This window comes from Nocardioides sp. LS1 (assembly GCF_003865225.1).
In the GTDB taxonomy this organism is placed as follows: domain Bacteria; phylum Actinomycetota; class Actinomycetes; order Propionibacteriales; family Nocardioidaceae; genus Nocardioides; species Nocardioides ginsengisegetis.
The window spans coordinates 711,083-725,111 of record NZ_BIFF01000001.1 but is presented as its reverse complement, the minus strand read 5'-3'; the positions used below and the strand labels follow the sequence as shown (position 1 = coordinate 725,111).

Below are 14,029 nucleotides of genomic sequence, written 5' to 3'. Positions count from 1 at the left end.
GCCCCAATCAGTGACGGACCCAACGCCGCCCCTCAGCGCACGGTGAAGGTGTCCTGCGCGGGCTCCCCGGTGGCGCCCAGCGCGCCGTGGTCCTCGCCGTCGACGCTGACCTGCAGCGACCCGTCGGAGGACTGCACCCGCACCGGCGGGGCGACGTCCTTGAGCGTGCGGCTCTCGCCGAAGGACAGCGGGCCCCGGAAGGCGATCTCGCCGGCACCGTCGCGGACGATCACCTGGGCGCCGCCACCGGCAGCGGTGATCACGACCGGGACGGGGTCGCCGAGCTGCTGGAAGCTGTGGCTGCCACCGGACCCGTTGAGGACCGGCGTCGTGTGCAGGTCCACCGGGCTGTCCATCACGAGGCGGGCGATCGACCAGGCCAGCACGAGCGTCATCACCGCGGCGATGAGCACCGACCAGTTGGGGCCACCGCGGGTGCCGCGGATCGAGCCGTGGGACCCGGTGGCCAGCTCGGCCTCGAAGACCCGGCGCGGGTTGATCGGGGCGTCGGCGTAGCGCTCGTCGTACGACGCCAGCAGCGGCGCCACGTCGATGCCGAGCACCCGCGCGAGGGTGCGCAGGTGGCCGCGGGCGTAGAAGTCGCCGCCGCAGGGCGCGAAGTCGTCGACCTCGATCGACTCGATCACGTGCGGGCGGATGCGGGTGCGATCGGCCAGCTGGTCGACCGTGAGGGCCAGGCGGGTGCGGGCCGCGGCCAGCTCGGGACCCACGACCGGGTCGTCGGCGGGCTGGGCCTCGAACTCGTCGATCAGCAGGGGCGCGACCGGCTCGCCTGCGCGGGCGATCGGGCGGACCCGGTCACCCCAGACCTGGGTGTCCTCGACGAGGTTGATGCTGCCGGGGCGGCGCAGCTCGCGGGCCTCCGGCAGCTCGCGCGTGGTGCCGTCCTCGCTGCTGTCGGGGCGCAGGGCCGTTGCGCCCATCGTCAGGTCGCTGCGGACCTCGATGCGCGCGGCCGAGACGGGCTCGCGCAGGGGGCTCGGGGTCGCGCTGGCGGCGACCGCCGGCAGGGTCTCGGTGGGCTCGGTGTGCTCGCCGTCCTCGACCGGCATGCGGTCGCGCTGGAGACGGGCGGCCACGGCGCCGATGCCGCGGGCCAGGGCCGGGCGCGGGTCGTGCCAGCGCGTGGCCGGGGTCTCGTCGGTCTCATCGACCTCGTCGACCTCGTCGACCTCGTCGATCTCCTCGACCAGGTCCTCGGCCGGCTCTTCGACGGAGTCCTCGGCGGAGTCCTCGAGGGCGGGCTCGGCGGCGACCACCTCGACGACCAGCTGGGCGTCGCCGGCGAGCCGGACCAGCGCCACGGTCAGGTCCTCGCCGGCGCCGCTCACGCGGGTGGTGAGGGCCAGGGGGACGGCGAACGGGGCGCCGTAGAGGCGCGTGGCCAGCGTCGACTGGCGGCGACCGGAGGCGTCCAGCTCCGCCAGCACCCGCTCGGGGTTGCGGGCGACGAGGACCAGCCGGCCGTCGCGCAGGAAGCCGCGGCGCGGCGTGTGCTCGACGTGGGACAGCGCGCCCCACGGCATGCCGCGCCAGGTGCGACCGAGGCGGATGCGCACGCCCTGGGTGTCGGCTACGAGCAGCGGGGTGCGGGCGTCGACGAAGGCGACCAGGTGGGCCACGCCGAGGACGCCCATGAGGACCGCGAGGGTCCAGTCGACGACCGCACCGGTGGCGGCCGCACGGGCGAGGTAGGCGATGGCCACGGCCGAGGCGACGCCACCCACGAGGGCGGCGAGCCCGGCGTTGCGGCGCACCTCCACCGGGTCGGGTGCCAGGCCGAGGGGCTCGGGCGTCGACTGCTCGTCGTACTGGTCGTCGTAGCGGTCGTCGTGGACCTGGGCTGCGCTCACGTTGTTCACATCTCCCCCTGCAGGGTGGCGATCACGCCGTCGATCTCGTCGGGCTTCACGAGCACGTCACGGGCCTTGGATCCCTCGCTGGGACCCACCACGCCACGGCTCTCCATAATGTCCATCAGGCGTCCGGCCTTGGCGAAGCCGACGCGGAGCTTGCGCTGGAGCATCGAGGTCGACCCGAACTGGGTCGAGACGACGAGCTCGATGGCCTGGATGACCAGGTCCATGTCGTCGCCGATGTCGTCGTCGAGCTCGCGCTTGCTGGCGGCGGGCGCGGTGACGTCCTCGCGGTACGTCGGCTCGAGCTGGCTCTTGCAGTGCTTGACGACCTGCGCGATCTCGGCCTCGGTGACCCAGGAGCCCTGGACGCGCACGGCCTTGGATGAGCCCATGGGCAGGAACAGCCCGTCACCCTGGCCGACCAGCTTCTCGGCGCCCGGCTGGTCGAGGATGACCCGGCTGTCGGTGACCGAGGAGGTGGCGAACGCCAGCCGGGACGGGACGTTGGCCTTGATCAGCCCGGTGACGACGTCGACGCTGGGTCGCTGGGTGGCGAGCACCAGGTGGATGCCGGCCGCGCGGGCCAGCTGGGTGATCCGCACGACCGCGTCCTCGACGTCGCGCGGGGCGACCATCATCAGGTCGGCGAGCTCATCGACGATGACCAGGAGGTAGGGGTAGGGCGTGAGCTCGCGCTCGGAGCCCGGCGGCACCTGGACCTTGCCCGCCCGGACGGCCTTGTTGAAGTCGTCGATGTGGCGGAAGCCGAAGTTGGCCAGGTCGTCGTAGCGCATGTCCATCTCGCGCACGACCCAGGCCAGCGCCTCGGCGGCCTTCTTGGGGTTGGTGATGATCGGGGTGATCAGGTGCGGGACGCCCTCGTAGGCGTTCAGCTCGACCCGCTTGGGGTCGACCATGATCATCCGGACCTCGTCGGGCGTCGACCGCATCAGGATCGAGGTGATCATCGAGTTGATGAACGACGACTTTCCGGAGCCGGTGGCACCCGCGACCAGCAGGTGCGGCATCTTCGCGAGGTTGGCGACGACGAAGCCGCCCTCGACGTCCTTGCCGAGGCCGGCCACCATCGGGTGGTGGTCCGAACGCGCGGTGTTGGACCGGAGCACGTCGCCGAGGGAGACGATCTCCTTGTCGAGGTTGGGGATCTCGATGCCGATCGCGGACTTGCCGGGGATCGGGCTGAGGATGCGCACGTCGGCCGAGGCCACGGCGTAGGCGATGTTCTTGGAGAGCGCGGTGACCTTCTCGACCTTGACCGCGGGGCCGAGCTCGACCTCGTAGCGGGTGACCGTCGGGCCGCGGGTGTAGCCGGTGACCTGGGCGTCGATGCCGAACTCGTCGAGCACGCTCGTGAGCCGGTTGACGACCTCGTCGCTGGCCTTGGAGCGGGCCTTGTGCACCGAGCCGGGCTTGAGCACCTCGTTGGCGGGCAGCGAGTAGGTGACGTCGCCCGACAGGGCGAGCTGCTCGACCCGAGCGGGCAGCGGCGAGTGCGGCGGCGGCTCGAGCTCGGTCTTGCCGGCCGCCGGGACGGCCGCGGCGGCGTCGAGGATGTCCAGGCCGACGGCGTCGGTCTCCTGGGTCTCCTCCATGCCCTCCATCGCGACGTCGAGGGCGTCCTTCTTGCGACGCTTCCTGATTTCGCGGTCGGTGAGCACCGGGGAGTCGTAGGCCGGGTCGCCTTCGGGGTCGTAGTCCTCGACCTTGCCGCGGCGGCTGCGGATCGGCTGGGTCTCGTCGAGACCGTCGGTGCCGTCCTCGACGTGGTGCTCGCGGCCGAGCATCCGGTCGCGGAGCTCGGCGAGACGGGCCGGCACCTGGTAGAGCGGCGTCGCGGTGATGATCAGGACACCGAAGAAGGAGAGCAGTGCGAGCAGCGGCACGACGACGTACGGCGTGCGCAGCAGGTCGAGCAGCAGCGAGGAGACGACGAACCCGACCGCTCCCCCGGCGCCCTGGAGCTTGCTGGCGTCGCCCATGACCGGCTGCGGGTTGCCGTTGGCGATGTGGACGATGCCGAGGATGCCGAAGGCGAAGGCGGCCCAGCCCACGACCTGGCGACCGGCCGGGCCGTTGTGGATCGGGTCGCGCATGTTGCGCCAGCCGACGTAGACGAGCGCCAGCGGGACGAACCAGCCGACCTTGCCGACCGTCCCGGCGACCACGGTCCGGGTGAAGCCCATGGCCGGCGCGTCGATCTGGAACCAGACGGCGGCACCCACGACGACCGAGAGGCCGAAGAGGAACAGGCCGACCCCGTCGCGGCGGTGCTCGGGCTCGAGGTCGCGTGCGGTCCGGCCGATGCCGCGCGCGGCGGCACCGAGGGCGTGCGCGACACCCAGCCACACCGCGGCGATGCCGCGGAAGACGGCGGTGAACGTCCGGGAGATCGGCCCGGGACCGTTGCGCACGGCGCGGGGCGCCGGACGCTTCGAGCGCGCGCTGGGAGCCGGCTTGCGCTTGCTGGTGCTGCGCGCCGTGCTCGTGCTCTTCGTCGGGGTGTTGCCGGTACTCCGGGATCGGGTGCTCGAGGTCCCTCGTGCGGGGCTCTTCGACCCGGTCGAGGACGTGCTCTTGCTCCGCGACCCCGGCGGGGAAGACGTACGGGTCGCCATGGTCAGCACGGTAATCGATGGTCCCACCCGTCACAGGGATCACAGGAGCGTGTCGGCCGGCTGTCCTCACGGGCAGTTGTTTCAGCCACCGGTTCCGAAAAGATTCGCGGGTCTGCTGGCACGGACAGCAAGGTCTCCATAAGGTGCCCGGTGGGTGTCGTAGTTCACACGCGGCACCAGGGGACCACTTCGGAGGGAAAACCACACGTGAAACTCACTCGGCTAGGGATCAGCCTTGCCCTCGTGGGCGCCGGCTTCGCCGCCGTGCCCGGGATGCAAGCGGTCGCGGCAGGCACCAGCCCCGCGGCAACGAGCGACTCGCTCGTCCAGCAGCTGCGCGGCGAGGCCACCGGGTCCGTCGTACTCACCCAGGAGCGCGCCACCGGCAAGGTCGGCTTCGTCCGGTCCGCCGCGGGCGGCGACCTGATGCCGACGCTCGAGGGTGACTCGCTGCGCGGTGCCGTGGACAAGGCCAACGCCTACCTCGGCAAGTACGCCGGCGTCTTCGGCGCCACCAAGGACCAGCTGCGCCAGACCGACGCGGCGGCCGGCCGCTACGGCTGGACCGTCACCTACAAGCAGTACTACCAGGGCCTGCCGGTCTTCGGCTCCACCATCAAGGCCAACCTCGACAAGGCCGGCGACCTGACCTCGGTCAACGGCTACGCCGCCCCGGGCCTCGACCTGTCGGTCACGCCGCGGGTGAGCAAGTCGATCGCCTCCTCGCACGCCATCGGCACCGTGCACGCCAACCCGCCCGGCTCGGCCGAGGCCCCGGCCAACGTGACGGGCCTGGAGGCCTCCTCCGCCGAGCTCGTGATCTACCGGACCGGCGCGATCCGCGGCCAGCAGGGCACCAACATCCTCGCCTGGATGGTCGGCGTCACCAACGCCCACGGCGTCAACGACCGCGTCTTCGTCGACGCGGCCACCGGCAAGGTCGTCAACCGCTACTCGATGACCGACGGCTTCGAGACCGACCGTGAGCTGTACGACGGCACGCAGGACCCGGCCCACCTGGAGTGGAAGGACGGCGACGCCTTCCCGGGCACGCTGTCGACCTACCAGCAGAACCTGATGTACGACGCGGGCAACTCCTACTGGCTCTACGCCAACACCTTCGGCCGGGACTCCTTCGACGGCCAGGGCACCAAGATGGTCACGGTCGAGAACTACCAGGACCCCAACGACCCGAACTACTGCCCCAACGCCAACTGGAACGGCCAGCGCATCAACATGTGCCCCGGCTCCGAGGCCGACGACGTCGTCTCCCACGAGTGGGGCCACGCCTACACGCAGTACACCTCGGGCCTGATCTACCAGTGGCAGCCCGGTGCGCTCAACGAGTCCTACTCCGACGTGTGGGGCGAGACGATCGACCTGATCAACGGCCGCCACGACGAGGGCGAGGGCGACATCACGACCCACCGACCCGTGGGCCAGTGCTCCACGCACTCCCCCTCGCAGCCGACCGTGACGATCAACAGCCCGGCGTCGATCCAGCGCGACTGCGCGACGGCCGCCGCCGGCTACGGCCCGCAGCTCGACTCCACCGGCATCACTGGTGACGTCGTGCAGGGCGTCGACGGCACCGCCGACGGTGGGACCTCCACCGACGGCTGCTCGCCCTTCGACAACGCCGCCGCGGTCGCGGGCAAGATCGCGATCGTCGACCGGGGCACGTGCACCTTCGACACCAAGACGGCCAACGCGCAGGCCGCCGGCGCGGTCGCGCTGATCATCGGCAACCGCGACGAGGCGCCGTTCTCGGCGTCCGGCGACGGCACCGGCATCACGATCCCGACCGTCATGATCGGTCTCAGCGACCGCGAGGCCATCAAGACGGCCCTCGCCAGCGGTCCGGTCAACGTGACCATGAAGGACACCGCCGGCCAGCGTTCGAACTCCTACCGCTGGCTCATCGGCGAGCAGGCCCCGGCGTTCGGTGGCGCGCTCCGCGACATGTGGGTGCCCACCTGCTACGGCGACCCGGGCAAGGTCGCGGACGCCGAGTACAAGTGCTCGACCGACGACAACGGCGGCGTGCACAGCAACTCCGGCATCCCCAACCACGGCTACGCCCTGCTGGTCGACGGTGGCACCTACAACGGCGTCACGGTCCCCGGCATCGGCCTGGACAAGGCCGCCAACATCTGGTGGCAGACCCAGCTGGACTACCTGACCCCGATGTCGGACTTCACCGACATGGCGGACAGCCTCGACGCGGCCTGCACCGCGCTCGTGGGCCAGCCGATCCAGAAGCTGTCGGTCCAGCGCCTGACTCCGGGTGGCCCGGCGGCGCCCATCACCGCCGCCGACTGCCAGGCCGTCTCCGCGATGGAGCAGGCCGTGCAGTTCCGCACCCCGCCGACGCAGTGCAACTTCCAGCCGCTGCTCGCCAAGGGCGCCCCGGCTGCCTGCGGCAAGGCGTTCACCACCTCCAAGGTGTGGGGCGACGACTTCGAGAAGGGCCTGGGCAACTGGACCAAGGGCGGCTCGACGGTCTACCCCGCCGGTCACGGCTACCCGTGGCGGACCACCGCCGCGGCACCCGGCTCGCACGCGAGCAAGGTGGCGGCCGGCCCCGACCCGCAGGGAGGCAGCTGCTCGGGTGACGCCAACGACATCTCCAGCGTCGACACGATCGCCAGCCCGGCGGTCTCGCTGCCCAACGGCGCCTCGCGGCACCTGGTGTTCCAGCACTACGTGTCCACCGAGGCCGGGTTCGACGGCGGCAACGTGAAGATCAAGGTCAACGGCGGCGCCTGGAAGCTCATCCCGGCCGGTGCCTACACGTTCAACGGCCCGAACTCCACGCTCGCCACCAACGACGAGGGCAGCACCGACCCGCTCGCCGGCCAGGACGCCTGGACCGGCACCGACGGCGGCCAGGTCCACGGCTCGTGGGGCACCACGGTCGTCGACCTCAAGGCGGCCGGCGCCAAGGCGGGCGACACCGTGAAGTTCCGCTTCGACATGGGCCGTGACGGCTGTGGCGGCGTCGAGGGCTGGTACCTCGACAACGTCAAGGTCGTGGTCTGCAAGAAGAAGGCCAACGCCCAGGGTCGCCACGCGGCTCTCGGCCACCGCCGCTGATCCACCCGTCTCACCAGGAGGCCCCGTCGGACACGTCCGGCGGGGCCTCCTGCCATGCTCGGCTCGTGCCCGCCCAACTCGATGCTGCACAGCTCATCTGGATCCTGCCCGCAGCCTGTGCGCTGACCGACTGGGCCGCGGTGGCCCGCGGCGATCGACGTACGGAGACGTGGGCGAAGCCCGCGACCCTCGCGTCGCTGATCGTGGCGGCGGTCGTGCTGGGTGCCGCCTCGGACAGCGCCGGGGTGTGGCTGCTGGTCGCGCTGGCCTTCGGCCTGCTCGGCGACGTCGCCCTGCTCTCGGACTCGCTCCCCCGCTTCAAGGCCGGCGTCGCGGCGTTCCTGGTCGGGCACCTGGCCTTCCTGGTCTGCTTCGCAGACCTCGGCCTGCCGCGCCCGGCCTGGTCCTGGGCGGTCTTCGCGGTCCTCGCGGTCAGCGTCGTCGTGACCCGGGACGTCGTCCCGCGGTGCCACCGCCTCGGCGGGGCCTCCCTGTCGGTGCCCGTCGCCGTCTACACCGCCGTGATCGGGGCGATGCTGGTCTGCGCGTGGTTCACCGGGGAGTGGCTCGTCGCCCTCGGCGCCACCGTCTTCGTCAGCAGCGACGCCACCCTCTCGGTGGACCGGTTCGTCCGGCCCATCCCCCACGCCAAGCTCGCCCTGATGGTGACCTACCACCTCGGCCAGGCACTGATCGTGGCCGGCGTCCTCGCCGCCACCTGAGGCGCGAGAGGGCACTCAGGGGCACTCCCAGACGCACGAGAGGGCGATCCTGCCGGCAGGATCGCCCTCTCGGTGGCTTGAGAGTGCCTGGAAGTGCCCTCTCGCGTCAGGCCTCGATGACCACCGGGATGATCATCGGGCGGCGGCGGTGGGTGTTGCTGACCCAGCGGCCGACGACGCGGCGGACGGTCTGCTGGAGCTGGTAGGAGTCGGTGTTGCCCTCGGCGATGGCCCGGTCGAGCGCGTCGATGATCGGCTGCTTGATCGCGTCGAAGGTCGAGTCGTCCTCGGCGAAGCCCCGGGCGTGGATCTCGGGCCCGCCGGAGACCTTGCCGCTGACGGAGTCGACGACGACGATCACCGAGATGAAGCCCTCCTCGCCGAGGATCCGGCGGTCCTTGAGGTCGGACTCGGTGATGTCGCCGACCGAGGAGCCGTCGACGAAGACGTAGCCGCAGTCGACCTTGCCGGCGATCGCGGCCACGCCGTCGACGAGGTCGACCACCACGCCGTCCTCGGCGATGACGACGTTGGGCACGCCGGTGGCGCGGGCCAGGTCGGCGTTGGCGCGCATGTGCCGGATCTCGCCGTGCACGGGCAGGACGTTCTTCGGCTTGACGATGTTGTAGCAGTAGAGGAGCTCACCGGCGCTGGCGTGGCCCGAGACGTGCACGAGCGCGTTGCCCTTGTGCACGACGTTGGCGCCCCAGCGGGCCAGGCCGTTGATGACCCGGTAGACGGCGTTCTCGTTGCCCGGGATCAGGCTGGAGGCGAGCAGGACGGTGTCGCCCTCCTCGATGTGCACGAAGTTGTGGTTGCGCTGGGCGATCCGCGACAGCGCGCTCATCGGCTCGCCCTGCGAGCCGGTGGAGACCAGCACCTGGCGCTCCGGCGGCAGGTCGGCCAGGTCCTTGGTGTCGACCAGCACGCCCGGCGGCACCTTGAGGTAGCCCAGGTCCTTGGCGATCGCCATGTTGCGCACCATCGAGCGGCCGACGTAGGCGACCTGCCGCTCGTGGGCGTACGCCGCGTCGAGCACCTGCTGCACGCGGTGCACGTGCGAGGCGAAGCAGGCCACGATGATCCGCTGCTGCGACTCGTGGAAGACCCGGTCGATGACCGGGGTGATGGACTTCTCGGCGGGCGTGAAGCCGGGGGTCTCGGCGTTGGTGGAGTCGGTCAGGAAGAGGTCGACGCCCTCCTCGCCGAGCCGCGCGAAGGCGCGCAGGTCGGTGATCCGGCCGTCCAGCGGGAGCTGGTCCATCTTGAAGTCGCCGGTGTGCAGGACCAGGCCCGCACCGGTGCGGATGGCGACGGCGAGCGCGTCCGGGATGGAGTGGTTGACCGCGACGAACTCCAGGTCGAACGGGCCGAACGAGACCCGGTCGCCCTCGCGGACCTTGTGGTGCACGGTCTCCTTGAGCCGGTGCTCGCGCAGCTTGCTGCCGAGCAGGGCCAGCGTCAGCTCGGAGCCGACGAGCGGGATGTCGCCGCGCTCGCGGAGGAGGTACGGCGTGGCGCCGATGTGGTCCTCGTGGCCGTGGGTCAGGACGAGCGCCTCGACGTCGTCGAGGCGGTCCCGGATCGAGGACCAGTCGGGCAGGATCAGGTCGACGCCGGGGTGGTGGTCCTCGGGGAACAGCACGCCGCAGTCGACGATCAGCAGCCGCCCGTCGTACTCGAAGACGGTCATGTTGCGGCCGACCTCGCCGAGCCCGCCGAGCGCGGTGATCCGCAAACCCCCCTTCGCCAGATCGGCCGGTGCGGAGAGTTCGGGATGAGGATGGGACAAAGTCGTTCCTTACGGGATGAGACCGGAGGCAACGAGGCCGGCGCGCAGCGCGGCCACCTCGTCGTCGTCCAGCGGCACCAGGGGCGCGCGGACGTTCCGGTTGTCGAGTACGCCGAGGAGCTGGAGTGCTGCCTTGGCGGTGGTGGCTCCGTAGTTGGGGACGCCCATGACGGCGTCCGTCGCGGGGAGCAGCCGCGTGAAGATGGTGAGGGCCTGCGCGTGGTCGCCGGCCCGGAAGGCCTCGATCATCGCGCGGATCTGGTCGCCGGCCGCGTGGCCGACGACGGAGACGACGCCGGCGGCGCCGTGCGCCAGCCAGCCGAGGGTGGAGACGTCGTCGCCGGAGTAGAGGGCGTAGCCCATCTGCATGATCTTGACGCCGCGGGCGTAGTCGCCGACCGCGTCCTTGACCGCGACGACCTGCTCGAGCTCGAAGGCCTTCTCGTAGACCTCGAGCGAGATCTCGGTGCCGGTGCGGCCGGGGACGTCGTACAGCATGACGGGTACGTCGCTCGCCTCGACGACCGTGCGGAAGTGGTGCAGCACGCCGGCCTGGCCGGGCTTGTTGTAGTAGGGCGTGACGAGCAGCAGCCCGTCGGCGCCGATCTTCTCGGCCTGCTGCGCCAGCTCCACCGAGTGGGCGGTCGCGTTGGTGCCGACGCCCGCGACGATGGTGGCCCGGTCGCCGACGGCGTCCTTGACGGCGGCCAGGATCTGGCCGTCCTCCGCGACGGTCGTGGTCGGCGACTCCCCGGTGGTGCCGGAGACGACGACGCCGTCGTGGCCGTGGTCGACCAGGTGGGTCGCGATCCGCGCGGTGCCCTCGAGGTCGACGGATCCGTCGGCGTGGAACGCGGTGGCCATGGCGGTGAGCACGCGGCCGAACGGAGCGGCGGGCTGGGTCGTCATGCCCGAAGGTTATCGCTTCCCCGCCGCTCCCCCGACGCGCGGGACGGCGCGGGACGTTCGGCGACGTTGCCGGGCCGCACGCCTCTCCCCGGCCCGCCCTCCACGGCAGAGGGTGGAAGGAGGCGGGACCCGTCCGTGGCCCGCCGGGAGGAAGCCCGCCATGAACACCTGGGCCGTCGTCGGACTGGTGGTCGCGGTCGTCGCCGCGGTCGGTCTCGCCCTGTCGATCAGGGTGGTCACGCAGTACCAGAAGGGGGTGCTCTTCCGGCTCGGACGCGTCATCGGGGTCCGGGAGCCGGGGCTGCACTTCATCATCCCGGTCATCGACCAGCTGCGCCGCGTCTCCCTGCGGATCGTGACGATGCCGATCCAGTCCCAGGGGATCATCACGCGGGACAACGTGAGCATCGACGTGGCTGCGGTGGCGTACTACCGGATCGTCGACGCGACCAAGGCGATCGTCGCCATCGAGAACGTCGCGGCCGCCATCAACCAGATCGCCCAGACCACGCTGCGCAACGTCGTGGGGCAGAGCTCGCTGGACCAGACGCTGTCGGAGACCGACTCCATCAACGCCAGCATCCGGGAGATCCTCGACGTGACGACCGCCGACTGGGGCGTTGTGGTCACGCTCGTCGAGCTCAAGGACATCCAGCTCCCGGAGAGCATGAAGCGCGCGATGGCCCGCCAGGCCGAGGCCGAGCGGGAGAAGCGCGCCAAGATCATCGCCGCCGAGGGCGAGGCTGCGGCCGCTGCCGCGCTGGGCGACGCGTCCGACACGATGATGGCCCACCCGCTCGCCCTGCAGCTGCGCAACCTGCAGAGCCTGGTCGAGATCGGCGTCGACAAGAACACGACCGTGGTCTTCCCGGCGCCCCTGATGAGCACCATCGCCGACCTCGGTGCGTTCCTGCGGCGCGAGGCCGCCGCCGCGGAGCCGTTCCCCCGGCCGCGGCGCGCGTCAGACGTGCGGCGCGACCTCGGCGGCGATGAGCCGCAGGTGGTCCAGGTCCCCCAGGTCGAGCACCTGGAGGTAGGCGCGCTCGGCACCGAGGGCGGCGTAGCGGCGGAGCTTGTCGACGACCTCACCCGGTGAGCCGGCGAGCCCGTTGGTGCGCAGCTCCTCGGGCTCCCGCCCGATCGCCTTCGCCCGGCGCTCGACCTCGGCCTCGTCCGCGCCGACGCAGACCACGAGGGCGTTGGACCAGGTCATCGTCGCCGGGTCGCGGTCCTGGGCCTCGCACGCGGCGCGGACCCGGGCGAACTGCGTCGCGGTCGTCTCCTCGTCGACGAAGGGCAGGTTGAACTCGTCGGCGTAGCGGGCGGCGAGCTCCGGGGTCCGCTTCTTGCCCAGCCCGCCGATCAGCACCGGCGGCCGCGCCTGCGTCGGCTTCGGCAGGGCCGGGGAGTCGAGGACCTCGTAGTGGGTGCCGCGGTGGGTGAACCGCTCCCCCACCGCCGTGCCCCACAGCCCGGTGATGATCGCGAGCTGCTCCTCGAACCGGTCGAAGCGCTCGCCGGTGGAGGGGAAGGGGATGCCGTAGGCCGTGTGCTCCTGGGCGAACCAGCCCGCACCGATCCCGAGCTCCACCCGACCACCGCTCATCTGGTCGACGTTGGCGACCTGGATGGCGAGGGGACCGGGATGCCGGAACGTCGCGCTCGTCATCATCGTGCCGAGCCGGATCGTGCTGGTGTCCCGCGCCAGGCCGGCCAGCGTCGTCCAGGCGTCGCTCGGGCCGGGCAGCCCCTCGGTGCCCATGCCGAGGTAGTGGTCGGACCGGAAGAAGGCCCCGAACCCGAGCTCCTCGGCGGTGCGGGCGACCGCGAGGAGGTCGTCGTACATCGCTCCCTGCTGGGGTTCGGTGAAGATACGCAGCTCCATGCGCACCACCCTGACAGGTGCCCCCAACCCGATAGGGTCCGGCCCATGATGGCCATGGCCCAGGCGGGCTTCGTGTTCCTGTCGATGACGAAGACGGGCTCGACGACCATCCAGCGCGAGTTCGAGCGGCACGCCCAGCTCGTCGCCTCCAAGCCGCCGCCGATGAAGCACATGACGGCGCGCTTCTTCGAGGCCTCCATCGCGCCGGTGCTGACGCACTACGGCTTCGCGCGCGAGTCCTACGAAACGGTCGCAATGGTCCGCGAGCCGGTCGACTGGGCCGCCTCGTGGTGGCGCTACCGGGCCCGGCCGGGCACCGAGGGCCGCAGGACCTACACGGGCGACATGGGCTTCGACGAGTTCGCCGACCGGATCTGCACCGGCGAGGTCTACCTCGGCAGCTCGGCGAAGTTCGTCAGCAGCCTGGAGGGCGAGGTCCTCGTCGACCGGATCTACCGCTACGAGCACCTGGACCGGGCCGCCGCCTGGATGGCCGACAAGCTGGGCGTGAAGATGCCCGAGCTGGCGCCGGCCAACGTCTCCCCCGAGCGCGCCGCCGCCATCGACCCGGCGACCCGGGCCAAGCTCGAGGCGCACTACGCCGCCGACCTCGAGGTCTACCGCTCGGCGCTCTAGGGCGCGGGGGTTGCGCGCTCGGTCAGCAGGCGCAACGTCGCCTGCAGGGCGCCGAACTCGTCGGGCGTGAGCCCGAGCAGGTCCTTCATGTCGCAGTGGATCCGGCTCGCGTGGCGACGCATCGCCTCACCGCTCTCGGTGAGGGCCACCTCCACGAAGCGCTCGTCGAGGTCGGCACGACGACGCGTCACCACGCCGTTGGCCTCCATGCGGCGCAGGAGCGGCGTCAGGGTGCCGTGGTCGAGCCTGAGCACGTCGGCGAGATCCCGCACGGTGCACGTGCCGTGCTCCCACAGCACGAGCATCACGAGGTACTGAGGATAGGTCAGCCCCAGCTCGCGCAGGACCGGGCGGTAGGCGTTGGTGACGGCCCGCGAGGCGGCGTACAGGTCGAAGCACAACTGCTCCTCGAGCGAGGGAGTCGTCGCGCTGGCCATGTCTGCCATTCTGGCACGCCGTGCGCTACCTTGTGC

At 71.3% G+C, this 14,029-nt stretch carries 9 protein-coding genes and 1 pseudogene; 4 read left to right on the top strand and 6 right to left on the bottom strand.

Annotated elements, in window-relative coordinates; translation table 11 throughout:
* Positions 1–32 precede the first annotated feature (32 nt).
* Complete coding sequence (locus EJF31_RS22085) at positions 33–1,874, bottom strand: helix-turn-helix transcriptional regulator (protein ID WP_221767444.1); 1,842 nt, start codon at positions 1,872–1,874, stop codon at positions 33–35.
* A 5-nt stretch (positions 1,875–1,879) separates the two neighbouring features.
* The gene (locus EJF31_RS03425; RefSeq protein WP_185736120.1) at positions 1,880–4,516 is read right to left on the bottom strand and encodes a DNA translocase FtsK; all 2,637 of its coding nucleotides are present in this window, start codon (positions 4,514–4,516) and stop codon (positions 1,880–1,882) included.
* Between the two features lie 243 nt (positions 4,517–4,759).
* On the opposite strand from EJF31_RS03425, the gene EJF31_RS03420 reads away from it, so the two are divergent.
* A complete protein-coding gene (locus EJF31_RS03420) occupies positions 4,760–7,612 on the top strand; it encodes a M4 family metallopeptidase (RefSeq protein ID WP_125035670.1) in 2,853 nt (950 codons plus the stop codon).
* 65 nt (positions 7,613–7,677) lie between these two features.
* Positions 7,678–8,334, top strand: a complete 657-nt coding sequence (locus EJF31_RS03415; protein WP_185736119.1) for a lysoplasmalogenase — start codon at positions 7,678–7,680, stop codon at positions 8,332–8,334.
* A 106-nt stretch (positions 8,335–8,440) separates the two neighbouring features.
* Here the strand turns inward: EJF31_RS03415 and EJF31_RS03410 are convergent, their stop codons facing one another.
* Positions 8,441–10,126 carry a ribonuclease J gene (locus tag EJF31_RS03410; RefSeq protein WP_125035668.1) on the bottom strand — a complete coding sequence of 562 codons (1,686 nt, stop codon included), beginning with the start codon at positions 10,124–10,126 and terminating at the stop codon, positions 8,441–8,443.
* A gap of 9 nt (positions 10,127–10,135) precedes the next feature.
* Positions 10,136–11,035: a 4-hydroxy-tetrahydrodipicolinate synthase gene (gene dapA, locus EJF31_RS03405; protein ID WP_125035667.1), complete on the bottom strand. Its 900-nt coding sequence runs from the start codon at positions 11,033–11,035 to the stop codon at positions 10,136–10,138.
* Between dapA and EJF31_RS03400 the strand changes: the two are divergent.
* Positions 10,989–11,768 (top strand): annotated as a pseudogene (locus EJF31_RS03400) (SPFH domain-containing protein); the annotation flags it as partial. The gene dapA and the pseudogene EJF31_RS03400 sit on opposite strands and share 47 nt — an antisense overlap.
* 228 nt (positions 11,769–11,996) lie before the next feature.
* Here EJF31_RS03400 and EJF31_RS03395 read toward each other — a convergent pair.
* On the bottom strand, positions 11,997–12,920 hold the full coding sequence (locus EJF31_RS03395; protein WP_125035666.1) for an LLM class F420-dependent oxidoreductase: 924 nt from the start codon (positions 12,918–12,920) through the stop codon (positions 11,997–11,999).
* Between the two features lie 45 nt (positions 12,921–12,965).
* On the opposite strand from EJF31_RS03395, the gene EJF31_RS03390 reads away from it, so the two are divergent.
* Positions 12,966–13,556 carry a hypothetical protein gene (locus EJF31_RS03390; RefSeq protein WP_125035665.1) on the top strand — a complete coding sequence of 197 codons (591 nt, stop codon included), beginning with the start codon at positions 12,966–12,968 and terminating at the stop codon, positions 13,554–13,556.
* Here EJF31_RS03390 and EJF31_RS03385 read toward each other — a convergent pair.
* Entirely contained in the window at positions 13,553–13,993 is a 441-nt protein-coding gene (locus EJF31_RS03385; protein WP_307718964.1) for a MarR family winged helix-turn-helix transcriptional regulator, read from the bottom strand. The genes EJF31_RS03390 and EJF31_RS03385 overlap by 4 nt on opposite strands.
* Between the last annotated feature and the right edge of the window lie 36 nt (positions 13,994–14,029).